The 23523-nt window shown below is 62.7% G+C and carries 24 protein-coding genes; 21 read left to right on the top strand and 3 right to left on the bottom strand.

Going from position 1 to position 23523, the window contains the following annotated elements:
• The first annotated feature begins 2 nt into the window (after positions 1-2).
• The 7 genes from lpdA to THECO_RS08350 all read left to right on the top strand — a co-directional run bounded on the left by lpdA (position 3) and on the right by THECO_RS08350 (position 8939).
• Positions 3-1418 carry a dihydrolipoyl dehydrogenase gene (gene lpdA, locus THECO_RS08380; protein ID WP_015254599.1) on the top strand — a complete coding sequence of 472 codons (1416 nt, stop codon included), beginning with the start codon at positions 3-5 and terminating at the stop codon, positions 1416-1418.
• Between the two features lie 88 nt (positions 1419-1506).
• Positions 1507-1998: an acyl-CoA thioesterase gene (locus THECO_RS08375; protein WP_015254598.1), complete on the top strand. Its 492-nt coding sequence runs from the start codon at positions 1507-1509 to the stop codon at positions 1996-1998.
• Positions 1999-2080: 82 nt separating this feature from the next.
• Positions 2081-3043, top strand: a complete 963-nt coding sequence (locus THECO_RS08370; RefSeq protein WP_015254597.1) for a thymidylate synthase — start codon at positions 2081-2083, stop codon at positions 3041-3043.
• A 39-nt stretch (positions 3044-3082) separates the two neighbouring features.
• The gene (locus THECO_RS08365) at positions 3083-3580 is read left to right on the top strand and encodes a dihydrofolate reductase (protein ID WP_015254596.1); all 498 of its coding nucleotides are present in this window, start codon (positions 3083-3085) and stop codon (positions 3578-3580) included.
• A 175-nt stretch (positions 3581-3755) separates the two neighbouring features.
• Positions 3756-5243 carry a glutamate synthase subunit beta gene (locus THECO_RS08360; protein ID WP_041853858.1) on the top strand — a complete coding sequence of 496 codons (1488 nt, stop codon included), beginning with the start codon at positions 3756-3758 and terminating at the stop codon, positions 5241-5243.
• A gap of 256 nt (positions 5244-5499) precedes the next feature.
• Positions 5500-6702: a hypothetical protein gene (locus tag THECO_RS20530; protein WP_015254594.1), complete on the top strand. Its 1203-nt coding sequence runs from the start codon at positions 5500-5502 to the stop codon at positions 6700-6702.
• Positions 6699-8939: a type IA DNA topoisomerase gene (locus THECO_RS08350; protein ID WP_015254593.1), complete on the top strand. Its 2241-nt coding sequence runs from the start codon at positions 6699-6701 to the stop codon at positions 8937-8939. The genes THECO_RS20530 and THECO_RS08350 overlap by 4 nt, the downstream gene beginning before the upstream one ends.
• A gap of 50 nt (positions 8940-8989) precedes the next feature.
• On the opposite strand, the gene THECO_RS08345 is transcribed toward THECO_RS08350, so the two are convergent.
• Positions 8990-9733 (bottom strand): HAD family hydrolase, encoded by a 744-nt coding sequence (locus tag THECO_RS08345; protein WP_015254592.1) that lies wholly within the window; start codon positions 9731-9733, stop codon positions 8990-8992.
• 113 nt (positions 9734-9846) lie between these two features.
• A complete protein-coding gene (locus THECO_RS08340) occupies positions 9847-10068 on the bottom strand; it encodes a hypothetical protein (RefSeq protein ID WP_015254591.1) in 222 nt (73 codons plus the stop codon).
• Between the two features lie 143 nt (positions 10069-10211).
• Here THECO_RS08340 and THECO_RS08335 point away from each other — a divergent pair, with 143 nt between their 5' ends.
• The 9 genes from THECO_RS08335 (at position 10212) to THECO_RS08300 (ending at position 18390) form a co-directional block, all read left to right on the top strand.
• Positions 10212-10934, top strand: a complete 723-nt coding sequence (locus THECO_RS08335) for a phosphonate ABC transporter ATP-binding protein (protein WP_015254590.1) — start codon at positions 10212-10214, stop codon at positions 10932-10934.
• Between the two features lie 97 nt (positions 10935-11031).
• Positions 11032-11646, top strand: coding sequence for a DUF3298 and DUF4163 domain-containing protein (locus THECO_RS08330; RefSeq protein WP_015254589.1), 615 nt, complete (start codon positions 11032-11034; stop codon positions 11644-11646).
• 27 nt (positions 11647-11673) lie between these two features.
• Entirely contained in the window at positions 11674-11823 is a 150-nt protein-coding gene (locus THECO_RS21675; RefSeq protein ID WP_157373553.1) for a hypothetical protein, read from the top strand.
• Positions 11824-11827: 4 nt separating this feature from the next.
• A complete protein-coding gene (locus tag THECO_RS08325) occupies positions 11828-12502 on the top strand; it encodes an MOSC domain-containing protein (protein ID WP_015254588.1) in 675 nt (224 codons plus the stop codon).
• Between the two features lie 7 nt (positions 12503-12509).
• Entirely contained in the window at positions 12510-13268 is a 759-nt protein-coding gene (locus THECO_RS08320) for an SDR family NAD(P)-dependent oxidoreductase (protein ID WP_015254587.1), read from the top strand.
• A gap of 146 nt (positions 13269-13414) precedes the next feature.
• Positions 13415-14422 carry a 2-oxoacid:acceptor oxidoreductase family protein gene (locus THECO_RS08315; RefSeq protein ID WP_015254586.1) on the top strand — a complete coding sequence of 336 codons (1008 nt, stop codon included), beginning with the start codon at positions 13415-13417 and terminating at the stop codon, positions 14420-14422.
• Between the two features lie 36 nt (positions 14423-14458).
• A complete protein-coding gene (locus tag THECO_RS08310) occupies positions 14459-16765 on the top strand; it encodes a thiamine pyrophosphate-dependent enzyme (RefSeq protein ID WP_015254585.1) in 2307 nt (768 codons plus the stop codon).
• 127 nt (positions 16766-16892) lie between these two features.
• Positions 16893-17423 carry a hypothetical protein gene (locus THECO_RS08305; RefSeq protein WP_015254584.1) on the top strand — a complete coding sequence of 177 codons (531 nt, stop codon included), beginning with the start codon at positions 16893-16895 and terminating at the stop codon, positions 17421-17423.
• 1 nt (position 17424) lies between these two features.
• The gene (locus THECO_RS08300) at positions 17425-18390 is read left to right on the top strand and encodes an acetylxylan esterase (protein WP_015254583.1); all 966 of its coding nucleotides are present in this window, start codon (positions 17425-17427) and stop codon (positions 18388-18390) included.
• Positions 18391-18413: 23 nt separating this feature from the next.
• On the opposite strand, the gene THECO_RS08295 is transcribed toward THECO_RS08300, so the two are convergent.
• Positions 18414-19427, bottom strand: a complete 1014-nt coding sequence (locus THECO_RS08295) for a YpdA family putative bacillithiol disulfide reductase (RefSeq protein ID WP_015254582.1) — start codon at positions 19425-19427, stop codon at positions 18414-18416.
• A 187-nt stretch (positions 19428-19614) separates the two neighbouring features.
• On the opposite strand from THECO_RS08295, the gene THECO_RS08290 reads away from it, so the two are divergent.
• The 5 genes from THECO_RS08290 (at position 19615) to THECO_RS08270 (ending at position 23467) form a co-directional block, all read left to right on the top strand.
• Positions 19615-20145 carry a hypothetical protein gene (locus THECO_RS08290; RefSeq protein WP_015254581.1) on the top strand — a complete coding sequence of 177 codons (531 nt, stop codon included), beginning with the start codon at positions 19615-19617 and terminating at the stop codon, positions 20143-20145.
• Between the two features lie 150 nt (positions 20146-20295).
• A complete protein-coding gene (locus THECO_RS08285; protein WP_015254580.1) occupies positions 20296-20967 on the top strand; it encodes an SOS response-associated peptidase family protein in 672 nt (223 codons plus the stop codon).
• A gap of 131 nt (positions 20968-21098) precedes the next feature.
• Entirely contained in the window at positions 21099-22016 is a 918-nt protein-coding gene (locus THECO_RS08280; protein WP_015254579.1) for an aldo/keto reductase, read from the top strand.
• A 19-nt stretch (positions 22017-22035) separates the two neighbouring features.
• On the top strand, positions 22036-22416 hold the full coding sequence (locus THECO_RS08275; RefSeq protein WP_157373697.1) for an aldo/keto reductase: 381 nt from the start codon (positions 22036-22038) through the stop codon (positions 22414-22416).
• 37 nt (positions 22417-22453) lie between these two features.
• Positions 22454-23467 (top strand): SDR family oxidoreductase, encoded by a 1014-nt coding sequence (locus THECO_RS08270; protein ID WP_015254578.1) that lies wholly within the window; start codon positions 22454-22456, stop codon positions 23465-23467.
• The last annotated feature ends 56 nt before the right edge of the window (positions 23468-23523 follow it).

Below are 23523 nucleotides of genomic sequence, written 5' to 3'. Positions count from 1 at the left end.
CGATGGTCGTGGGCGACGCATCCCTCGATATCGACGTGCTCGTCATCGGCGCCGGCCCTGGCGGCTATGCAGCCGCCATCCGCGCCGCGCAGCTCGGGTTCTCCGTCCTGTGCGTCGACAAGCAGTATGTCGGCGGCGTATGTCTGAACGTCGGCTGCATTCCGTCGAAGGCGCTCATTTCGGCCGCGCATCAGTATGAAGCGGTCAAGCACGCGGCTCAGTTCGGCATTGAGGCCGGCGAACCGTCCGTCAACTGGGCGAAAGTGCAGGAGCACAAGAATAGTGTCGTGTCCAAAATGACCGGTGGCGTGGGCGCGCTGCTCAAGGGGAACAAAGTGCAGTTCTTCAGCGGCGAAGTGATGTTCATCAACGAGCACGAAGCGCGCGTGTTCAATGAGCAGGAATCGCCGCGCTACCGGTTCAAACATTGCATCATCGCGACCGGCTCCCGGCCGATCGAGCTGAAGGCATTCCCGTTCGGCGGCCGCATCCTGTCGTCGACCGAGGCGCTGTCGCTGCCGGAGCGGCCGCAAAGCCTGGTCGTCATCGGCGGCGGCTACATCGGCATCGAACTCGGCCAAATGTATGCGAAGTTCGGTACGAAGGTAACGGTCATCGAAGGCGCGGACACGATCCTGCCCGGCTTCGATCCGGAAATGTCGCGGCTTGTGGCGAAGAAACTGGCGTCGTCGAACGTCGACGTCTACACCGGCGCGCAGGCGCAATCGGCCGAACAGACCGACAAGGATGTGACGGTGACGTTCACGGTCGGCGGCGAAGAGAAGAAAGTGACGGCCGACTACCTGCTGGTTACGGTCGGACGCCGTCCGAACACCGACGGCGAGCTTGGCCTCGATCTGATCGGCATCAAGCTGACGGACCGCGGCCTCGTCGAAGTCGACGATCAATGCCGCACCAACATTCCGCACATCTACGCGATCGGCGATATCGTGCCGGGTCCGGCGCTTGCGCACAAGGCGACGTACGAGGCGAAGGTCGCGGCCGATGCGATCGCCGGCCTGCCGAGCAAAGTGGACTACCGCTGCATTCCGGCGGTCTGCTTCTCCGATCCGGAATGCGCGAGCGTCGGCCTGACCGACGCCGAAGCGAAGGCGCAAGGCTACAAGACGAAGGTCGGCCGCTTCTCGTACGGCGCGAACGGCCGCGCCGTGTCGCTCGGCGCCGCCGAAGGCTTCGTGAAGCTTGTCGCGGACGCGGAAACGGGCCTGCTGCTCGGCGCGCAGGTTGCCGGCCATGAAGCGTCCAACCTGATCGCCGAGATGGGCCTGGCGATCGAGATGGGCGCCACGCTGGAAGATGTGGCCTTGACGATCCACGCGCATCCGACGCTCGGCGAGATGGTCATGGAAGCGGCCGAAGTGGCGCTCGGCCATCCGATCCACGCGATCGTCCGTTGACGGAGAGCCATAATCGAGAACATGGGGGAGGACTGCCGCAGTCGGCGGTTCCTCCTTTTGTTTTTTGGCAGAGAAAGGAGAGAGCCCGATGGAAAGTGCGCAAGACCGCAAGCCATGCGGCGCGTCCCGAACGATCATGACACAGCTCGTCTTCCCGCAGGACACGAATCATCACGGCACGATGTTCGGCGGCAAGCTGATGGAATACATCGACAAGACGGCGGCGATTGCCGGAATGCGGCATGCGCGCAAGCCGGTCGTCACCGCGTCGAGCGACAGCATGGACTTCCTGAAGCCGATCCGGCTCGGCGAAGTGATCCAGCTCGAGGCGTTCGTCACCCGGACGTTCCGGTCGTCGATGGAAATCTATGTGAAGGTCGACTCCGAACAGCCGTATACCGGCGAGCGGCAGACGACCGTCACGGCGTTCCTCACCGGCGTGGCGCTCGGGGAAGACGGCAGGCCGGCGCCCGTCCCGGAGGTCTACCCCGAGACGGAGGAGGAACGCCGGCTGCACGAGTCCGCGGAAGAGCGGCATGCGCAGCGGCAGGAGCGCAGGCGGAGAAGGAGCGGAAAATAGCCGGCGTTCCGCAACATTTCAACCGGCCCCGTCCGAAACATGGTACAATAGGGATATCAATGGTCATGGCGGAGGGCGAGCAATGAGCAAGAACGAGAGAGCATATCTTGATCTGTTGGATCACGTGCTGAAGAACGGCGTGCGCAAGGAAGACCGGACGGGGACGGGAACGCTGTCGGTGTTCGGCTGTCAGATGCGTTTTGATCTCGGGGAAGGATTTCCGCTGCTGACGACCAAGAGGGTGGCGTTCCGGCTGGTGGCGAATGAGCTGCTCTGGTTCATCCGCGGCGACACGAATATCCGCTATCTGCTGCAGCACAACAACAACATCTGGAACGAGTGGGCGTTCAAGCGCTGGGTGGAAAGCCCGGAATACGACGGTCCCGACATGACGAATTTCGGGCTGCGCGCGCAGCAAGACCCGGCGTTCGCGAAGCTGTACGAGGAGCAGGAAGCGATTTTCAAGCGCCGCATCCTCGAAGACGACGAGTTCGCCGCGAAATACGGCGAGCTGGGCAATGTCTACGGGAAGCAGTGGCGCCGCTGGGAGACGTCGCGCGGCGAGACGATCGATCAGCTGCGCAATGTCATTGACGAGATCAAGCGCAATCCCGATTCGCGCCGGCTGATCGTGACGGCCTGGTCGCCGGAAGACGCGGTGCCGGAACGGGCGGCGCTGCCGCCGTGCCACGTCCTGTTCCAGTTCTGGGTCGCAAACGGGCGGCTGTCGTGCCAGCTCTACCAGCGGAGCGGCGACTTGTTTCTGGGCGTGCCGTTCAACATCTCGAGCTACGCGCTGCTGACGCACATGATCGCCCGGGAATGCGGCCTTACGGCCGGCGAATTCGTCCATACGATCGGCGACGCGCACATCTATCTCAACCATATCGATCAGGTGCGGACGCAGCTGTCCCGCGATCCGCGGCCGCTGCCGACGCTCCGTCTGAATCCGGATGTGAAGTCGGTCTTCGACTACGAGATGGACGACATCGCCGTCGAAGGTTACGACCCGCATCCCGCGATCAAGGCGCCCGTCGCCGTGTGAGAAACGGTTGGTTTATGCAGATTGCTGCCGGAGGTTGACATGACGATTACGCTGATCGCCGCCATGGCGCGCAACCGCGTCATCGGACAGGACAACGGGCTGCCGTGGAGGCTGCCGGATGACTTGAAATTTTTCATGCGGTCGACGCTCGGCCGCACCGTCTTGATGGGAAGACGGACGTTCGAGTCGCTGCCGGGCGGACCTTTGAAGAACCGTCTGAACGTCGTGCTGACGCGTCAGGCGGATTACCGGCCGGACGGCTGCGAAGTCGTCCATTCGGTGGAAGAGGCGCTGTCGCGTTACGGAGACGGGGAACTGATGGTGGCGGGCGGGGCGGAAGTGTACCGCTGGTTTCTGCCCCATGCCGACCGGATGCTGCTGACGGAAGTCGATGCGGAAGTGGAGGGCGACGCCCGGTTCCCGGAATGGAATCCGGCCGAATGGGTGCTTGTGGAGAGTGAACAGCACCCGGCGGACGAGCGCCACGTCTATTCGTTCCGATTCAACACTTACGTGCGCAAACCGGTTGACGAATAACCCATCCCCTTTTCCCGGCCTTCGTCATGAAGTGCAAATAGTTGTGCGGATAATCCATTATGATCGGCGCCGCGGGATGGTACGATTAGGATTATCGAGAACTGCCGCGAAGCGCGGCCAGACCGCGTTCGGTCGGACAAGACCGATGGCGGGGCCGCTGGAAAGGGGAATACCGATGTCCACGCCGACCGGATTCATGGAATACAAACGCGAAATTCCGAGAGACCGCGATCCGCTCGAGCGGGTCCGCGACTGGTATGAATTTCACCTTCACATGGACGAGGAGCAGCTGCGCACGCAGGGCGCGCGCTGCATGGATTGCGGCACGCCCTACTGCCATACCGGCATCGAACTGGCCGGCGGCGTATCCGGCTGTCCGCTGCACAACCTCATTCCGGAATGGAACAACCTCGTGTACCGCGGACTGTGGCGCGAGGCGCTTGACCGGCTGCACAAGACGAACAATTTTCCCGAGTTCACGGGCCGGGTCTGCCCGGCGCCGTGCGAAGGCTCTTGCACGGTCGGGCTGATCGGCGAGCCGGTTGCGATCAAGACGATCGAGCAGGCGATCGTCGACCGGGGCTTCGAGGAAGGCTGGATTGTGCCGCAGCCGCCGCAGAAGCGGACCGGCAAGCGCGTGGCGGTCGTCGGGTCGGGTCCGGCCGGACTCGCCGCGGCTGCGCAGCTGAACAAGGCCGGACACGATGTGACGGTGTACGAGCGGGCCGACCGGATCGGCGGGCTGCTCACCTACGGCATTCCGACGATGAAGCTCGACAAGTCGATCGTCGAACGCCGCGTCAATCTGCTCAAAGCGGAAGGCATTGAGTTCATCACGAACACGGAGATCGGCCGCGATATTCCGGCGCAGAAACTGGTCGAGGAATACGACGCCGTCGTCCTGTGCGGCGGCGCGACGAAGGCGCGCGACGTCGACATCGAAGGGCGGCAACTGAAGGGCATCCACATGGCGATGGATTTCCTGAACGCGACGATCAAAAGCTTCCTGGACAGCGGTCTGAAGGACGGCAATTATATCGACGCGAAGGATAAGGACGTCATCGTCATCGGCGGCGGCGATACCGGCACGGACTGCGTCGCAACGGCGCTGCGCCACGGCTGCCGCTCGGTTACGCAGTTCGGCACCCATGCCCGGGCGCCGCTGTCGCGGGACCCGGTTGCGAATCCGTGGCCGCAATTTCCGAACGTCTATACGCTCGATTACGCGCACGAGGAAGCGAAGGCGCTGTTCGGCGAAGATCCGCGGGCGTTCTCGGTGCTGACGAAGAAGTTCGTCGGCGATGAGAACGGCCATGTGAAGGAGCTGCACACGGTCGGGATCGAGCGGATCGTCGACGAGACGGGGCGCAAGATCTACAAGGAAATTCCCGGCACCGAGCGGGTGTGGAAGGCCGATCTCGTGTTGATCGCGGTCGGCTTCGAAGGGCCGGAGCGGACGCTGATCGAGCAGCTCGGGCTGGAGACGGACCGCCGCTCGAACGTAAAGGCGGAATACGGCAAGTACCGCACGAACATCGAGAAGGTGTTCGCCGCCGGCGACATGCGCCGCGGCCAGAGCTTGGTCGTGTGGGCGATCAACGAAGGCCGCGAGGCGGCGCGCGAAGTGGACCGCTATCTGATGGGGTCGACGCAGCTGCCGTGATGCGCGGCGCATGACGGAGGGACCGACCCGGGAGTCACCGTTGCGGATGACTTTCGGGCGGTCCCGTTTTGCTTGGGGGCATGAGCTGCGGCGGACCCGACACCATGGCGCTCCGGACGCCATGCCGCGCAGCAGCGGCATCCTGCACCCGGCATTCTCTCAAGCTCTTACGCTGCCGCCTTGAAATATGGTAGAATCAGGAGCAGCAATAACACTCGCAACATGTACCAACAGCAGCGCAAGGGAGCGGTAGCTTGTGTCGGGCGGAGACGTGCTGATCCTGACGCCGGGGGACGTCGGCAGAATCCGGAGTTATGTGCGAACGAAATATGCTTCGCTGCCCGGCGAGCGGCATGCGGAGATCGTCGCGGACGCCGTGCGGCGCGCCATCGAACGGCAGTTGCCGGCTTTCGAGGGCCCGCTGCGGCGCCGGGTGACGGACGCGCTCATCCGCCATGTCGTGCTTGCCGGCCGGCGGCCGGTCGCGGCCGCGGACGTGCTCGAGCAGATCATGCGGATTGATTGGCGCGAACCGGATCATTTGCGCGCGCTGCAAGCCTGGGCGGCCGAACGGCTCGGCCCGGCAATCACGGCAGAGACGCTCGAATCGGCCCTCGCCGGCGCCGACAACGGCTTGCAGGCCTGGGACGCCCTGCGGACGGCGGCAGCGGAGCACACGGAAGACGCGGCCTGCCGGGCCTCCGATGCCGGCCGCTGGTCTCCGGCTTCCGCGGCGGCTGCGGAACATTCGTCCGGGGCCGTCGTCGTGCCGTTCCCGAAGCAGCCGGACCACGCCTCCGGACAGCCGGACCAGCCGGCGCGACCCATGCGCTGGCATTATGCGGCGCTCGCGGCGCTGCTCGCCGTCGGCATGTCGGCATACGGTATTACGGCCGCTTCGAAAAAGAACGGAATGTCGGCATTTCCTCCGCCGATGCCCGAATCCGTGTCCTACGACTATACGCTGACGCCGAGCCCGAGCCGGGTCGAGGGCAACGAGCTGCCGGTACGGTTTCGCTACAAGGAGATCGATGCGGACAAGCTGCGGGAGTACCTCGCCACGCGCCATTCGCTGCTGCGGCATGAACCTTATTTTTCGACGATCATGGATACGGCGTATGAATTCGACATCCATCCGCTGCTCCTGTTCGCGATTACCGGCCAGGAACAGGGATTCGTGCCCGAGGATCACCCGCAAGCCGAACTGATCGCCAACAATCCGTTCAACGTGTATCACAGCTGGCAGGAATTCAATACGACGACTGCCCATTCGGCGGAAGTCGCCGCCCGCACGATCATCCGGCTCAGCCGGGAGCGGCCGGCGGGCGTCGATCCGTTCGAATGGATCAACCGGGAATACGCCGAAGATCCGCTCTGGCATCGCGGCGTGAACGCCCTGTTCAGCACCATGGAACAATACTTGTCAGGCGGCGGGGAAGGAGCGGTTACAAGCGGGTGAAGACACTCGTCATCGCGGAGAAACCGGACATGGGCCGGACGATCGCCCGCGTCATCGAACCGGGCGCCGCCCGGCGGCAAGGCTATCTGGAGGGCGAACGCTACATCATTACCTGGGCGATCGGCCATCTGGTCAGCCTCGCCGAACCCGAAAGCTACGACGCCAAATACAAGAAGTGGCGGGACGAAGATTTGCCGATTCTGCCCGCGGCATTCAAGCTGCAACCGAACCCGAAGACGAAAGATCAGCTCAAGGTCATCGCGGAGCTGGCGAAACGGTGCGACCGCATCGTGAACGCCTGCGACGCGGGCCGGGAAGGGCAGCTCATTTTCCATTTGATCCGGGAATATTTGAAGCTGCATCATCCCGTCGACCGGCTCTGGATATCCGACCTGACGCCGGAGACGATCCGCCGCGGCTTCGCCGAGCTGCGAAGCGACCGCGAGTTCGACGCGCTGACGCGGGCGGCGCGGGCGCGCAGCCAGGCGGACTGGCTGATCGGGATGAACGCCTCGCGGGCGTTTACAATCCGTCACCGCACGCTGCTGTCCGCCGGACGCGTTCAGACGCCCGTGCTCGCCCTGCTCTATGAGCGGCACAAGGAGATCGAAGCGTTCCGGCCGGAAGTCTACTACACCGTTCACGGGCGGTTTCTCTCCGGAAATACGGCCTATCGCGGCATCCGGACGGGCGAGCGGCTGACGAGCCGCGAGGCGGCGGAGGCGATCGCCGCGAAGGCCGCGGGCCGGACCGGCCGGATCGCCGAATATGACGTAAGCGAGCAGAAGGAATATCCATACCGGCTTTATGACCTGACGCTGCTGCAGCGGGAGGCGAACGCGAAGTACGGTTTTTCCGCCAAGAAAACGCTCGACCTCGCCCAATCGCTGTACGAACGGCACCAGGTCATCACTTACCCGCGCACCAGTTCCCGCTATGTCACGGAGGAAAACATTCCGTACATGCACAAGGCGCTTGCCATGCTGCGGGAGCTCGAACCGTACACCCGGGTTGCCGCCGGAGCCGACATGCGGCTTGTCCACCGCGGCAACAAGGCGGTCTGCAATCCGGCGAAGGTGGAAGATCACCACGCGATACTTCCGACGCCGAAAAAGCCGGGCAGCCTGACGCCCGACGAGCGCAAGCTTTACGATATGATCGTGCGCCGGTTCCTGTCCCATTATTACCCGCCGGCCGTTTACCGGGTGCATGAGATCGTGACGGAAGCGGCGGACGAGACGTTCAAGACGACGGTCAAGGAACAGCTTGACGCCGGCTGGAAAGCGGTGCTCGAGACGGATGACGGCGGGAACGGCAAGAAGGGAAGACACGGCAGCCGGGAAGGAGAAGACGACGAAGACGGAACGCAGCTTGTCACCGGCGGCTTCACGCTGAATCCCGATGCGCCGGTCCGGTGCGAAGCCGTCGACATCGCGGAGAAAACGACCAAGCCGCCCAAGCCGTACACCGAAGGCACGCTGCTGAAGGCGATGGAATCGGCGGGCCGGATGATCGAGGACGAAGACCTGCGCGAGGCGATGAAGGAGACCGGTCTTGGCACGCCCGCGACCCGCGCCGCGACGATCGAGCGGCTGAAGCAGGTCGGGTATGCCGCGATCAGAGGCCGGGCAATCGAGATTACGCCGAAGGGCGTCGCCGCGGTCGAGCTGATCCGCGGGGCGGGCGTCGAGCTGCTGACGTCGCCGGAGATGACGGGACGCTGGGAACAGCGGCTGCATCAGATTTCGCGCGGCGAAGCGTCCGACGAGCCGTTCATGGACAATGTGCGGCGGTTCGCGGTGAAGATCGTCGAGCTCGTCCGCATGCAGCGCCCGGTGCCGCCGGGCACATTCGCCGAACCGGAACGCGGCGGCCGGTCCGGCAAGAAGGGAAGAGCGAGGCGGACACAAGCGGCGGCCCAACCCGCGGGTTCCGCCGCCGCCCGCGGCAAGGCGCGTCAGCCTGCTGCCATCGCCCCCTGTCCGCGCCCGGGCTGCGGCGGCACGCTCATCGAGGGCAAGCGGGGATACGGCTGCTCCCGCTACCGCGAGGGCTGCCGGTTCGTCATCTGGAAGCAGTCCGCCGGCAAGCGGATCAGCGCCGCGATGGCGGCGTCGCTGGCGACATCCGGCAGGACGAGGCCGCTTGTGCTGACGCTCCCGGACGGCACGAAGGCGAAAGGCCGGCTGCGACTGGTCGACCCGGCGACCGGCGAAATCGCACCGGAACCCGAATAAACCACAACAAGGGCTTGACGCGCCATACGGCAGTGCCAAGCCCTTCCTTGTCAGCGGACCATCCGCGAGCGGACGTAACCGGCGATGGCCTCGGGCACATCTATGAGCTGTTTCAGGCGGATGAAAGCGCCCTTCGGCTCGACGTCGACGCGGGCGATATTGTACTGCCACTCCGTCTCCGCCTGCACATGGATGGCGTGAATGCCGGCCTTCAGCGCGGGGATGACATCGGTGCGCAGCGAATTGCCGATCATCCAGGTGCGGCCGCGGTCGAAACCGCACGATGCGGCAATCTGCTCCAGCGCGTCGGCGTTCTTGTGCCGGCGGATATGGATGCGCGAACCGAAATAGCGCTGCAGATTGAACTTGTCGATCTTCCGGCGCTGAATCTCCGGATCGCCGCCGGTATACAGATGAAGCTCATGGCCTTCTTCCTTCAGCCGGTCCAGCGTTTCCTCCATGTGCGGATACGGTTCCGTCTCCAGCTCGTAGACGCTCCGGCCGAGCCGCCGCACCGTCTCCTCGTCGTCGCGCGACGGTTTCACGCCGAACTGCGCGGCGAAATGCCGGTACGTCTCGACGAACGAGCGGGGAAAATGCTCGCTGTCGAAGCCGACGATCTGGACGCCGGCAATGTCGATCTCGGCCTGCACGCGGCGCACTTCGGCGGGGTCGAGACCTTCCCGCCTGAACCGGTCGGCCATCCAGTCCGCGAACTGGTCGATGACCATGAAGAAATAGCGATTGCAATGAACAAGCGTATCGTCAAGGTCGAACAGGATCGTCTGTCTCATATGGCCTCCGGCTGCTGACAGTTTTCCATGCCTTATCCTGCAAGCTGCGGTCTCCCTCAATCTAACGGATCGGAACCCGCCAGTCAAATCGGCGGGTCCCGGCAAGGATCCGGTTACGCATACAAGGCACGCTTCCGGGCGAGGTCGTTCTTGATGAAGGCGATGCGCTTCCTGACGTAGAAATCCAGGCTGTCTCCCTTCAGATCCTTGGGCGAGAGGACGGTATCCGAGGCGTTGTCAATGATGGTCAGGGCGCCGTCCGAATAGAACTTGAACGTCAGGTCCCGCCAGGGACGATGGCGTTCGATAAACCGGTAATGCTCGCAGCTTCTCATGATCGACACCTCCGGATCACCTGGAATACATAAGGAGAACATTTGTTCTTGTTCCCATTATAGCAAACATTTGTTCGCGTGGAAAGTATTTCTCGATTCCCTTAGACTATTTTTTGAGCAAGCTGGGACGTTGGAGGGGCGACATGATCGAAGCGAGAAAATTGACCAAACGGCTTGTCGACGGCAAAACGGTGCTTGCGGACGTCGATTTTACGGCGGAGCGCGGGCAGTTCACCGCGGTGGCCGGGGCGAGCGGCAGCGGCAAGTCGATGCTGCTGAAGTGTCTCGCGCTGCGCGAGAATTGGACGAGCGGCCGGCTGCTGCTGGACGGCGAAGACGTGTTCAAGGGCGGATGGAAGGCGAAAATGCGCGTGAAACGGGAGATCGCCTATCTGGAAGAAAAGCCCGATCTCAATCCGAACCGCACCGCGCTGAAGAACGCGCTCGTCGGCACGCGGTATCAGACGCCGCTCTGGCGCAGAATGATCGGCTCGGTCCGCAACGATGACTATATGGGTGTCATGGATGTGCTCGAACAGGTCGGCCTGCTCGACAAGGCGCACATGAAAGCGTCCGCGCTCAGCGGCGGCGAACGCCAGCGCGTCGCCATCACCCGGGCGCTCGTGCACGGCGCGCGCGCACTTCTGCTCGACGAGCCGGTCACCGGCCTCGATCCGCATTCCGCGGAGCGGATTCTGACGGATCTGAAGGCGATGTGCGAACGCGGCATTGCCATAGTCGCGGTGCTGTCCAATCTCGAATGGGCGGAGAAATTCGCCGACCGCATCGTCGGCTTGAGCGAAGGGCGCGTCGTCTTCGATGTCGCCGGCCGGCGGCTGACCGGCCGCGAACGGTCGATGCTGTAACAGGGCACATGCCGGAAACGGGGATGACGGGTCGGATATGACGCGGCGGGCGCCTGCATAGAATGTACCATTCCATTCAAGGCAGGTGCATTGGCGCATGGCATTCCGTTTGCCCCTCATCGTGCAGGCCGTCCGTCTGACGCGGCCGAAGACCGAAATCTGGTCGCCGTTCATCAGCGGCCTTCCGAATCTGGAGGCGCAGAGCCGCATCCGCCAGTCGCTGCAGGAGGCGGAGCGTTCGCTGGAAGCGCAGCAGGGACCGCTCGACGATCCGCGCGCCGAGATGCTCGGCTGGTTCGAAGTGAAGACGAACGAGCGGGGCGTGTTCAGCATATCGCTGTACAATTACGCCTACACCGGCGGCGCGCACGGCCGGACGCTGCAGACGTCGCGAACGTATGATACCGATACGGGGCGCGTCCACAAGCTCGGCGATCTGTTCAAGCCCGGCAGCCCGTATCTCGAGCGGCTGACGGAGATGGTCCGGGAGCAGGTCCGGCGGCGGGACATCCCCGTGTACGAGAACACGCAGGTGACCGTCACCCCGGACACGGACTTCTACATTGCCGACCGCGCGCTCGTGCTGTACTTCCAGCAATACGAGATTACGCCTTACGTGTTCGGCTTCCCGTATTTCCCGATATCGGTCTTCGATCTGTCGGACATCGTGCGCGAGGACAGCCCGCTCGGGGTCATGAACGTCAATGATTGAACGCATTTCCCGGGCAAGCGCAGGAAGATGCATGAAGATTCGCATTTCGACAGCGGCATCCGCATCGCCGCTGTCGATTTTTTTATATCCATGCGCCGGATGCGCAGTGATGAATTTCATTGTCCGCGCCGCCGCAATGCCGGTATAATGACAAAAAATAGAATGAATGAAGGGTGAGGGCGTGAAAGAGACGAATTCCGGCGAAGGCGCGCTGCTGTCGGTCAACGTCGGCATGCCGGCCGAACTCAGGCATGGTTCGAAAACGGTCGAGAGCGGCATCCTGAAAGTTCCGGCGGAAGGTCCCGTGCGGGCGCTGCGGAACGGACTGCCGGGCGACGGGCAGGCCGACAAAGTGAATCACGGCGGTCCTGACCGGGCCGCATGTGTATACACCTACGATCACCGCTCCTATTGGGAAAATCTGTGGGGGAAGCCGTGCGGCTTCGGCGCGTTCGGCGAAAATTTCTCCATCAGCGGATACCGCGAGACCGACGTCCATATCGGCGACATCTTCCGCATCGGCACCGCCCTGTTCCAGGTGACGCAGCCGCGCATGCCCTGTTTCAAGCTGGGGATGCGCCACGGCAGGCCTCTGCTGCCGGACGAAGTGCTGAAGTCGGGCTTCACCGGGTGGTATTTCCGCGTCCTCGAAGAAGGGGCGGTTGCGGCAGGCGACCGGATTACGCGGATCGAAAAACGGACGGACAGCCCGACCGTTGCCGAAGCGGCGCATACCGCGGCCTACCGCAAGCGCGACAGGGACGCCATCCGGCGCGTGCTCGAAGCGGACGGGCTGTCGGCGGACTGGCGGGACATGATGGCCGGCAGACTTGCCAAACTCGAAGCGGGAGAGTGAATGGAAGATGAATGAGGCGGCGAAAGGCCGCGTGCTGATCACCGGCGCGGCCGGCGGAATCGGCAGCCGGCTGGCCGAAGCATACGCGAAGGCGGGGCATCCCGTCGTCATGACCGATGTGAACACCAGCAGGGGAGAGGAGATCGCAAGCCGGATTCGCGGCGTCACGGGGGAGGCGGATGTCGTTTTTATCCCTGCCGATCTGGCTGTACCAAAACAGATTGAAGAGCTGTTTCAATCCATGGATGAACAGTCGCTGCACGCGGACATTGTCATCAACAACGCCGGGTTCGGCATCACCAAAAGCCCGTACGAGCTGACCTGGGAAGAATGGGACAGCGTGCTGAGCGTCAACCTCCGGGCCGCTTTCCTGTGCGCCAGGGAAGCCGCCATGCGCATGCGGCGCGCCGGCAAGGGCGGCTCGATCGTCAACATCGCCTCGACGCGCGCGTTCATGTCGGAGCCGCATACGGAAGCCTATGCCGCGTCGAAGGGCGGGATCGTCGCGCTGACCCACGCGCTGGCGGCGTCGCTCGGCCCGGACGGCATCCGCGTCAACTGCATCAGCCCGGGCTGGATCGAGACGGGCGATTACGGCGCCCTGCGCGGCATCGACCACGCGCAGCATCCGGCGGGGCGCGTCGGCAGGCCCGACGACATCGTCCGGGCGTGCTTCTATCTGACCGATCCGGCGAACGACTTCGTCACCGGCATCAACCTGACCGTCGACGGCGGCATGACGAGGAAAATGATCTACGAGCCCTGATTTATGTGAAAACACACAATTTTCTGCCTCCTCTTTCAGAGTTCGGCATATGCTGTTATACTAGAAGTAAATCGCTGCGATAGTCGCCGCATCGACAGGAGAAGGAGCACACGGAAGACCAATCGAATCGAGAAGGAAGTGGGGACATGGCTGTATTGCCGAAGACGAACGAGCTTGGTTTCTTTGAGATTCGCCTGGAATCCATCGGCGGACTCGGCGCCAATCTCGCCGGCAAGATGCTGGCCGAAGCAGGCGTCGTTGGAAGCGGATTCAACGGTGTCAGTTTCTCATCCTACGGCTCGGAGAAGAAAGGTTCGCCGGTCAAGGCGCATATCCGTTTCTGCGCGCCCGATGTCCATATCCGGGACACGACTCCGATCGAGCGGCCGCATATCGTCGGCATTTTCCATGAGAACCTGTACAAGACGGTCAACGTCATCAGCGGCATCTACGAAGACAGCATCGTGCTGGTCAACTCGGCCAAGTCGCCCGAACAGCTCAAAGACAAACTGAAGCTGCTCGGCGGCACGATCGCGGTCGTCGACGCGACGGGCATCGCGCTCGAAGAGAAGAACCGCGTCAACATGGCGATGCTGGGCGGACTGTTCAGACTGTGCGATTTCCTCGATCCCGAATTCATGAAAGGCGTCATTCGCAAGTCGCTCGAGAAAAAGTATCCGCAAGCCGTTGAACCGGCGATCCGGACGTTCGAGCGCGGCTACAACGAAGTGAAATTCCAGACGTTCAGTCTGGCCGAAGGCGTCGAAATGCCGAAGCCGACCCGCTGGGACATTCCGATCCTCGGGTATGAAACGCAGCCGATCGGCGGAACGGTCACGAATCCGGGCAACAGCATCCTGAAGGATCTCAGCATTTCCCGCGCGGGCATGATGCCGCATTTCCATGAGGACAAATGCATCCACTGCGCGGCCTGCGACACGGCCTGCCCCGACTTCTGCTTCGTCTGGGAAGAGAAGCCCGACAAGAAGGGCCGTCCGCAGATGTTCCTGCAGGGCATTGACTATCAGTACTGCAAGGGCTGCCTGAAATGCGTCGTCGCCTGCCCGACCGAAGCGCTTACGGCCGAGCGGGAGACGGACGGCTACGGCGAGGAACACCGCGTGCCGCACCGCTTCGCGCTCGCGAACGGGTAAGGCTCCGCCGACAATTCATCTGCGAGGTGAAAGAGCATGGCGATCGAGATCAGCAAGGAACGCCCGGCCGGCACGGTCGAGCAGCGGATGGTCTATGAATCCGGCAACGAGATGGCGGCTTACGCCGCGCATCAGATCAACTACCATGTCATGGGGTATTTCCCGATTTCGCCGTCCACCGAGGTTGCGCAATTCCTCGACCTCATGAAGGCGAACGGCCAGCATGACATCAAGCTGATTCCGGCGGACGGCGAGCACGGCTCGGCCGGTATCTGCTACGGCGCTTCCGTCGCCGGCGGGCGCGTGTTCAACGTGACCAGCGCGAACGGCTTCCTGTACATGCTGGAGCAGCTGCCGGTGCAATCCGGCACGCGCTTCCCGATGGTGATGAACCTGGTCTGCCGTTCGGTGTCGGGACCGCTCAACATCCACGGCGACCATTCCGACCTGTACTACGCGCTCAATACGGGATGGCCGATTCTGCTCGCGCGCGATCCGCAGGCCGTCTACGACATGAACATCATGGCGATCAAGCTGGCCGAGCATCCGGATGTCCGGCTGCCCGTCATCGTCGCGTCGGACGGCTACTTCACGTCGCACCAGAAGCGGCGCGTGCAGACGTTCGCGCACCGCGAAGACGTGCTCAAGTTCATCGGCGAGCAGCCGCCGGAAGGGTTCCCGCACGTGCTCGACCGGAACAATCCGATCACGGTCGGCCCGTACATGAACGAACCGGACTTCATCAACAACCGTTATCAGCAATCGGAAGCGATGTACCGCGCGGCGGACGTCTTTGAAGAGATCCGCAAAGAGTACGCCGTGCTCACCGGCCGCGATTATCCGAAGCTCGATCTGTACCGGATGGAAGACGCGGAGGTCGCCGTCTTCCTGCTGAACTCGGCGTCGGAGATCATCAAGGACGTCGTGGACCAGCTCCGGGCGAAGGGCGTCAAGGCGGGCGCGATCACGCCGAACATCATCCGCCCGTTCCCGCAGAAGGAAATCGCCGAAGCGCTGAAGAACGTCAAGGCGGTTACGGTCGGCGACCGCGCCGATTCGTACGGCGCCTACGGCGGCAACATGACGCTCGAAGTGAAGGCGGCGCTGTTCTCGCACGGCAACTCGACGACGAAGGTGATCAGCCGGGTCTACGGCCTAGGCGGCAAGGACTTCTACGCCGAAGACGGCCATCATTTCTTCGAGCTTGCGATCGACGCGGCGGAGAAGGGCTATGTCGAGAAGCCGTTCGACTATTACGGCCATACGCCGGGCGACCCGGCCAAGGCGCCGAAGCGGGTTCTCGAGCCGATGAAGTACGAGGACCTGAAGACCGGCCTCATCACGGTGGAGAAGGATGAGGAAACGGGCAAACTGAAAGTGAAGGTTCCGCCGCTCCGCAATCTGACGAAGAAACCGAAGCGGCTTGCGCCGGGACACGGCGCCTGCCCGGGCTGCGGCATCTTCTCCGGCCTCGAGCTGTTCTTCAAGGGCATCGAGGGCGACATCGTCGCGCTCTTCCAGACCGGCTGCGCGATGGTCGTTACGACCGGTTATCCGTACTCGTCCCACAAGGCGACGTATATCCACAACCTGTTCCAGAACGGCGCGGCGACGCTGTCCGGCGTCGTCGAGATGTTCTGGGAGCGCAAGCGGCGCGGCGAGCTTGACCATCTCGGCCTGAAGGACGACTTCACGTTCGTCATGATCACGGGCGACGGCGGCATGGACATCGGCATGGGTCCGGCGATCGGCGCGGCGCTCCGCAATCATAAGATGATCATCCTTGAATACGACAACGAAGGCTACATGAATACGGGCGCGCAGCTGTCGTACTCGACGCCGCTCGGCCACCGGACGTCGACCTCGAACGTCGGCAAGCATCAGGGCGGCAAGCTGTTCCACCACAAGGACACGCCGCAGATCATGGCGGCCACGAACATTCCGTATGTATTTACGGGAGCGGAAAGCCAGCCGCTGGACCTGGTCCGCAAAGCGGCGAAGGCGCAGTATTACGCGCAGAACGAAGGCCTCGTCTACGGGAAGATTCTGATCACCTGTCCGCTGAACTGGCTCTCGGAAGAGAAGATCGGCCAGGAGCTCATCGACGACGCGGTCAACAGCTGCTTCTTCCCGCTTTACGAGGTCGAGCACGGGGTGACGAACATCACGTACAACCCCGAGGAGAAGGGCAAGCGGATTCCGGTGTCCGACTGGCTGAAACGGATGGGCAAGACGCGCCACCTGGCGCGTCCGGAATACGCCGAAGCGCTGAAGTCGTTCGAGGACGAAGTCGAGCGGCGCTGGCAGCGTCTGAAAGCGAAGCACGAGAATCCGTACCTGTAATCCGGAGGCCTGAAGCAACAATAGGCTACGGCGCACCTTCCGTCAGGGGGGCTGCGCCGTTTGTTTGAAATTGTCCGGCTTCCGGCCAAGCTGAAATTCAGGACGTGACACAAGGAGGATTTGTGGGATGCCGATGACGAAGGCGGCCGGATCGTTCGCCCGGTTCAGGGAACTGGCGCCGGATCAGGAAGCGGTGTTCGGCGATGAACTGCGGAAAGGCGGATTTGCCGCGGTGCGCGTTTTTCTGGAAGATTTTCGCACATTCTTGCGGCAATACGACGAGCCGCAGCAGGAAGAAGCCGAGCGGCTGATCAGGCGCGGGCGCGACGTGCTGCCCGAGCCGGGACGGATCAGCCCTTCGTGGGCCCGCATCTGGGAAGAGTTCGCATCCATCGCCGCATACAAACGCGACGTCTTTCGCCGCATCCCTCCGGACAATCGGGAAGGCGAATGGCAGGTGCTGCTCGACAACCCGTATACGAACGGACAGATCGTGGTCTATCCGGCGCTTGCGTTTCTGGAAGCGGCCTATATGTACGCCTATTTCCGCACCGGATTGGAACCGAACGAAGTGATCCGGATGCAGCGGATTCATACCTTCCTGCACGATACCGGCCGCTCGCCGGAACCCGGAGCCGAAGAAAGGCGGGACGGCTGATTTGACGGACTATATTCGGCGGAAGATGGAATCGCTGGCCGCCATACAGCCGGTGCGGACGGCGCGGGACGACTACGAGGCGTTCTGGTCGTCGATGATGGACATCCGCGCGGAACTCGGCGGCAAGGGGGCAAGAACCGAGGCCGATCCGGAGCTTCCCGGCGTCCGGGCGTACCGGGTCAAGCTGGACGGGTGGGGCGGCACGCCGGTCCGCGCCTGGTTCCTGCTGCCGCCGCCGCCCGCCAGCGCGCCGTATCCTTGCCTGGTCATCGCGCACGGCTACACCGGTTCGAAGGGTGATCCGGAGCAGTATGCCGCCTGGCTGCTGCGCGGCTACGCCGTCATGGCGTTTGATGTGCGCGGACAGGGCGGCGAGACGGGCAACCGGGCGGGCACCGACTACGGCGCGGTGAAAGGCTGGATCACCCAGGGCATCCTGGACAAGGACACCTGCTATTACAAGGCGATCGTGCTGGATACACTGCAGGCCGTCGATTGGGCGGCCGCCCAGCCCGAAGTCGATCCCGGCCGGATCGCGATGACGGGGGTCAGCCAGGGCGGCGGGCTGACGCTGCTTGCCGCGGCGTTCCATCCGCGCATTGCGGCCGCGGTGGCCGACATTCCGAACATGTGCCAGATGGATTTCGGCATTTTCAATTCGACGGGCTCGCTCTCGGAGGCGGCCGAGTTCGTGAACCGGCATCCGGAGCATCTCGAACGGGTGCTCGCCACGCTCAGCTATTTCGACGCCGTCAACTGTGCGGACCGCATCCGCTGTCCGATCCTCGTCTCCGCCGGGCTGAAAGACATGGTGTGCTGGCCGGAGACGATCTACGCCGCTTACAACGGCATTGCGTCGGAACAGAAGACGATCGTGCCGTTCCCGTTCGCGGGACACTTCACGGCTGCGGGACACGGACGGACCGTCTACGCTTTCCTGAAGCGGCATGTGCCGGCGCTCACCTGACGTTGGAACGGCCGCCGCGCGGATCAGCGGGGGACGCCTGCAATCCGCCCGGTCGCCAGCAGATGCGCGGCGATCTTGCGCCCGTGGAAGCGGCCGGATTCGATGAAAATCTCGTTCGCTTCGTTGCGGGAAGCGACGACGCCGGCAAGATAGAGGCCCGGCACATTCGTCTCCATCGTCTCGTCGTCGTAGCGCGGCCAGCCTTCCGGCTCGATGACGACGCCGGCTTCGGACAGGAAGCGGCGGTCGGGGTGGAAGCCGGTCATCGCCAGCACGAAGTCGTTCGGCAGCGTCACGATCCCGTCCGGCGTCTCGATGTCGATCGTTTCTTCCGCGATCGCGGCGACTTTCGAACGGAGCATGAGCTTGACGGCGCCTTTGTCAACCTTGGCCATGAAGACCGGCAGCACCCACGGCTTCACGCCGCGCGCGAGCGTCTCGCCGCGGTGAACGACGGTGACGCGCGCGCCGACCCGTTCGAGCTCGAGCGCGGCATCCACCGCGGAATTGGCGCCGCCGACGATGACGACGTCCGTATTCGTGTACGGATGGGCTTCGGTGAAGAAATGCGTCACTTTCGGCAAATCTTCGCCGGGAACGTCCAGCAGGTTCGGATGATCGAAGTATCCGGTCGCCACGATGACGATATCCGCCTCGTAGCGGACCGGGCGCGTCGCCCGGCGGCGCGCCTCGAGCGCGAAACCGCCTTCGGGCCTGGCGGACAGCCGTTCGACGGTCGTGAACGTATGGATGCGGACGCCTCTGCGAAGCGCAACCGTGCGATAATAATGCAGCGCCTCAAGCCGCGTTGGCTTCGGTCCGGCCGTCGTGAACGGAATGTCATCGATCTCCAGATTCTCCGGCGAGCTGAAAAACTCGAGGTAGACCGGGTACCGCGAGATCGAATGGACGACGTTCTGTTTCTCGATGACGAGCGGATTCAGCCCGATCTTCTTGAGTTCGACAGCGGCAGCGAGACCGCACGGTCCGGCGCCGATGATGATGATGTTTTCCCTGTGAATTTCCTGTGCTTGCATGATGACGAAAACCTCCCGTGCCGCATGCCGCGGCGCTGATAGTCTCATTGTAATGCGCAAGGCGGCGGGGATCAACGAATCGACCTATGTACAAATGAGCGAATCGTGTATAATAGGGGCGAAACGCATGCCGCTCAATCCTGCTGACGACCCGGCAGTGATCGACAACGTTAAGGAGGATTCATCCATGCGTCGGCGCTTTGTCATCGAGGCCGTAATGGTGGCGACTTACGGGCAGCTGCTTGTACCGTCCCGGCCTGTCGACTATATCATCCCTTATTCAACCATCATGGAACTGTACGATATGAAAGAAGGGCCGGAGCCTGTCATGGACGATCCCGATGACGACCGTCACGTCAAGCAGAAAATCGGCGAACTGATCGAATTTTTCGCCGAGCCGCTCAACAAGAAGAAAATCGAGCGCGCCCTGCAGGTGCCCTGGCGGGAAAGCTCGCCGCTCCTCTTGAATGACAACGTCTCGTTCATCGTGATCCACGCCATCGACAACGCGCAATACGGCGAGACGTTCGACCCGATCGAGACGGAGCAGATCTTGACGGCCATGAAATACCAGGTGCCGCTGCTGACCGACCAGCTCGAACTGCAGGACCGCATCATCGAAGCGGAAGTGCCCGTGCAGGTTTTTGATATCGAAGATTTTGAATATGCGGTGGAAGTCGGGACGGAGTTGGACTGGGAGACCAGCCGGGATCTGTGACAGCCGGCGCATTGCAGGATCGACCGTCGCCTTGAACCGGAGGAGGTTCAGGGCTTTTTTGCGTTCCGTTTTGTGCGCGCATTGGAAATAATCGGGTGCGTTTTGGGACATGCTAGGTTCGAATATCCCGAAGGAATGGAGCGAACCGGCATGATGACAAAACGCAGATGGCGGCTTCGGCGCAGCCTGAAGCCGGAGGTGCGCGAAGTGTTTGCGCTCACGAGCAGCCTGGATGAAATCCGCGACCGATTCGAAATTGCGAAGATTACGGCGGAATATGAACCGCAAGAAGCGGTGGAGCCGACCGATCCCGTTCCGATCATCGTCGGCCGGCGCCGCGAGCGGAGGCTGGTGGATGCCCGCTGGGGATTGTTCCCGTTCTGGGCGAAAGATTCCGTGCATGCCGACCTGCACGGCGTGCTGGACAAGCCGATATTCGAACGGCTGGTCCGGAAACAGCGATGCATCGTGCCCGGGACGGCGCTGGCCACGCTCAGGGAGGACAGACGGCTGTGCCACATCGTACGGATGATGCCGAAGGAAGGCGGTCTGTTCGGCATGGCGGGACTGTACGAAGAGTTTGTGAACGGAAGCGGCAAGCTGCATCGCGCGTTCACCATCGTGACGACAGACAGCCGCGGGGGACATGGAGACGTCCGTTCCCGCATGCCGCTGCTGCTCGGGGATGCGGAGGCGGAAGAATGGCTCAATCCCGACCGGAAAGTGAGCAGCGCATGGCCGGGTTTCTTCGATGTGCCCGATGAAGCGCGCTGGGTCGTCCATACGGACGTCCGGCGGCTCGAACGCGCAGTTCAAGCTTGACCCGCTAAACTCGAGTTTACCAACTTACATCCGTTTCAGTCCTGTTGTAAACACGCGTTTTCCGCTATAATGGAAACGATGTCACGAATTTTGAAAATTCAGCGATTGGCGGGCAGCGAAAGGAGAAACGGATGGAAACGGCGATTCTCGGAAGAACGGGTCTCAAGGTGACCAAACTGGGCTACGGCGCCATGGAAATTCGCGGGCGGCGGGTATGGAGCGGCAGAGCGGTGACGGACGAACAGGCGGAAACCATTTTGAACGCGGTGCTGGATGCCGGCATCACGTTCATCGACACGTCCTATGACTACGGGATGAGCGAGGAGTACATCGGGCGGTTTATCAGCAAGCGCCGCAGCGAATACATCCTGGCGACGAAATGCGGCTGCACGCTCGTCAACTGCGGCGATCACGACGAGACGCCGCACGTATGGACGCGCGAGAACCTGCTGCACAACATCGACACCAGCCTGAAGCGGATGCGGACCGACTATGTCGATTTGCTGCAGCTGCACGGCCCGACGCCGCAGCAGGCGGAAGAAGGCGAGCTGGTCGAGACGCTGAAAGAGATCCAGAAAGCCGGCAAGGCGCGGTGGATCGGCATTTCTTCCTACATGCCGAACATCCAGCCGTTCATCGCGTCCGGCGAATTCGACACGTTCCAGATCCCGTACTCGGCGATCGAGCGGGAACACGAGGACATCATCGCCCAGGCGGCGGCGACCGGCGCGGGCATCATCATCCGCGGCGGCGTCGGACAGGGCGAACCCGGGGCGGGACGCGGTCCGGTGAACCGGTGGGCGTATTGGGAGCAGGCGAAGCTGGACGAGCTGCTTGACGAAGGCGAGAGCCGCACCGCATTCATGCTGCGCTTCACGCTCAGCAATCCGCATCTGTCCACGACGATTGTCGGCACGCTGCGTCCGGAGCATCTCCACGAGAACGTGCGCGCGGCCGAGAAGGGACCGCTGCCGGCCGATGTGTATGAGGAAGCGAAGCGGCGCCTGGACGCCGTCGGCATGGGACCGAAGGATACGTACCAGCGCTGATTTTTGATGCCTGATTTGAATTAGGGGGAAGCGGCGTGTTCTACCGCGCATTATCGTCCGCGTCGCCCTCGATGAAGGCGGCCTGACGGGGCGCATAACGCCGGAGACGACGTTCCCGGAAGGCGATTTCCGCGCGTCTTATTTTGCCGGCGACCGCAAGAAGGAAGTGTACGAACGCGTGCAGCGCATCGCATCCGATCTCGGCATCGGCCCCGAAGACATGCCGGAGGCGGCGCTGCGCTATGTGCCCAGCCATCCGGCCGTCTCGACCGTCATTCCGGGCATGCGGACGGTCCGCAACGTCGAGCGGAACATGGCCGTCGGCGACGGCAAGGGGCTGCCGGCGGACAAGATTGCGAAGGTGAAGCCGCACCGCTGGGTGCGCAATTTCTACCGATGAGCGCCGCGGAAGGCCTGAATGGAAGGAGCTGACCGGCATGAAACTGCTGTTCATCGGCGGCACGGGCTTGATCAGCCAGGCGGTGTCCCGGCTTGTCATCTCGCAAGGCCACGAGTTGTATTTGTTCAATCGCGGCAGACGGCAGGATTTTGTCCCGGAAGGGGAGAAAGTCATCGAAGGCGACATCCGGGATGCCGCATCGGCAGCGGAAGCGCTGCGCGGCCACGAATGGGATGTCGTCGTCGACTGGATCGTCTTTACGCCGGAACAAGCCAGGGCGGATATCGAGCTGTTCAGGGGCAGGACGAAACAATACGTCTTCATCAGCTCCGCGTCGGCCTACCAGAAGCCGCTCCGGCATTATATCATCACGGAATCGACGCCGCTCGAGAACCCGTATTGGCAGTATTCGCGGGACAAGATCGCCTGCGAGAAGCTGCTGATGGACGAGCACAAGGCCAGCGGGTTCCTGGTGACGATCGTCCGCCCGTCGTACACATACGGCGACACGATGATTCCGGCCGCGATCAACAGCTGGGAGAAGCCGTGGTCGATCGTCGACCGGATGCGGCGCGGCAAGCCGGTCATCGTGCACGGCGACGGCACGTCGCTCTGGACGATGACGCACAACACGGACTTCGCCGTCGGATTCGCCGGCTTGCTCGGCCGGCCGGAAGCGATCGGGGAAGCGTACCACATCACGTCCGACGAAGTGCTGACGTGGAACCAGATCTATGAGGCCATCGGCCGGGCGGCCGGCATCGAGCCGAAGCTCGTCCATATCGCCTCGGATTTCATCATCTCGCATTGGCCGGATATGGAAGGCGGGCTGCTCGGCGACAAGGCGGTGAGCGCCGTATTCGACAATTCGAAGATCCGCGCGCTCGTGCCGGAATTCAAGCCGAAGGTGCCGTTCGCCGAAGGCATCCAGAAGACGATCGCCTGGTTCGAAGCTGCGCCCGAGCGTTGCGCGGTGGACGAAGAGTGGAACGCGCGATGCGACAGGCTGATCGAGGCGCATGAGCGCGCCCGGACTGCGGCCGGCGGATAACGCCGGCCCTCAGCCGTTTCAGCCATGCTTGTTGCATCGCTCATGCGGCATGACAG

The sequence above is a fragment of the Thermobacillus composti KWC4 genome, from assembly GCF_000227705.2.
Taxonomy (GTDB): domain Bacteria; phylum Bacillota; class Bacilli; order Paenibacillales; family Paenibacillaceae; genus Thermobacillus; species Thermobacillus xylanilyticus.
The sequence above is the reverse complement of the archived record's forward strand: the minus strand, read 5'-3'. Positions and strand labels throughout refer to the sequence as shown.

What these genes read in the sequence shown, in the direction of transcription:
- lpdA (WP_015254599.1), top strand. Translation starts at nt 3, where the DNA reads ATGGTCGTGGGCGACGCATCCCTCGATATCGACGTGCTCGTCATCGGC.
- THECO_RS08375 (WP_015254598.1), top strand. Translation starts at nt 1,507, where the DNA reads ATGGAAAGTGCGCAAGACCGCAAGCCATGCGGCGCGTCCCGAACGATC.
- THECO_RS08370 (WP_015254597.1), top strand. Translation starts at nt 2,081, where the DNA reads ATGAGCAAGAACGAGAGAGCATATCTTGATCTGTTGGATCACGTGCTG.
- THECO_RS08365 (WP_015254596.1), top strand. Translation starts at nt 3,083, where the DNA reads ATGACGATTACGCTGATCGCCGCCATGGCGCGCAACCGCGTCATCGGA.
- THECO_RS08360 (WP_041853858.1), top strand. Translation starts at nt 3,756, where the DNA reads ATGTCCACGCCGACCGGATTCATGGAATACAAACGCGAAATTCCGAGA.
- THECO_RS08345 (WP_015254592.1), bottom strand. Translation starts at nt 9,733, where the DNA reads ATGAGACAGACGATCCTGTTCGACCTTGACGATACGCTTGTTCATTGC.
- THECO_RS08340 (WP_015254591.1), bottom strand. Translation starts at nt 10,068, where the DNA reads ATGAGAAGCTGCGAGCATTACCGGTTTATCGAACGCCATCGTCCCTGG.
- THECO_RS08335 (WP_015254590.1), top strand. Translation starts at nt 10,212, where the DNA reads ATGATCGAAGCGAGAAAATTGACCAAACGGCTTGTCGACGGCAAAACG.
- THECO_RS08330 (WP_015254589.1), top strand. Translation starts at nt 11,032, where the DNA reads ATGGCATTCCGTTTGCCCCTCATCGTGCAGGCCGTCCGTCTGACGCGG.
- THECO_RS21675 (WP_157373553.1), top strand. Translation starts at nt 11,674, where the DNA reads ATGCATGAAGATTCGCATTTCGACAGCGGCATCCGCATCGCCGCTGTC.
- THECO_RS08320 (WP_015254587.1), top strand. Translation starts at nt 12,510, where the DNA reads ATGAATGAGGCGGCGAAAGGCCGCGTGCTGATCACCGGCGCGGCCGGC.
- THECO_RS08315 (WP_015254586.1), top strand. Translation starts at nt 13,415, where the DNA reads ATGGCTGTATTGCCGAAGACGAACGAGCTTGGTTTCTTTGAGATTCGC.
- THECO_RS08310 (WP_015254585.1), top strand. Translation starts at nt 14,459, where the DNA reads ATGGCGATCGAGATCAGCAAGGAACGCCCGGCCGGCACGGTCGAGCAG.
- THECO_RS08305 (WP_015254584.1), top strand. Translation starts at nt 16,893, where the DNA reads ATGCCGATGACGAAGGCGGCCGGATCGTTCGCCCGGTTCAGGGAACTG.
- THECO_RS08295 (WP_015254582.1), bottom strand. Translation starts at nt 19,427, where the DNA reads ATGCAAGCACAGGAAATTCACAGGGAAAACATCATCATCATCGGCGCC.
- THECO_RS08290 (WP_015254581.1), top strand. Translation starts at nt 19,615, where the DNA reads ATGCGTCGGCGCTTTGTCATCGAGGCCGTAATGGTGGCGACTTACGGG.
- THECO_RS08285 (WP_015254580.1), top strand. Translation starts at nt 20,296, where the DNA reads ATGATGACAAAACGCAGATGGCGGCTTCGGCGCAGCCTGAAGCCGGAG.
- THECO_RS08280 (WP_015254579.1), top strand. Translation starts at nt 21,099, where the DNA reads ATGGAAACGGCGATTCTCGGAAGAACGGGTCTCAAGGTGACCAAACTG.
- THECO_RS08270 (WP_015254578.1), top strand. Translation starts at nt 22,454, where the DNA reads ATGAAACTGCTGTTCATCGGCGGCACGGGCTTGATCAGCCAGGCGGTG.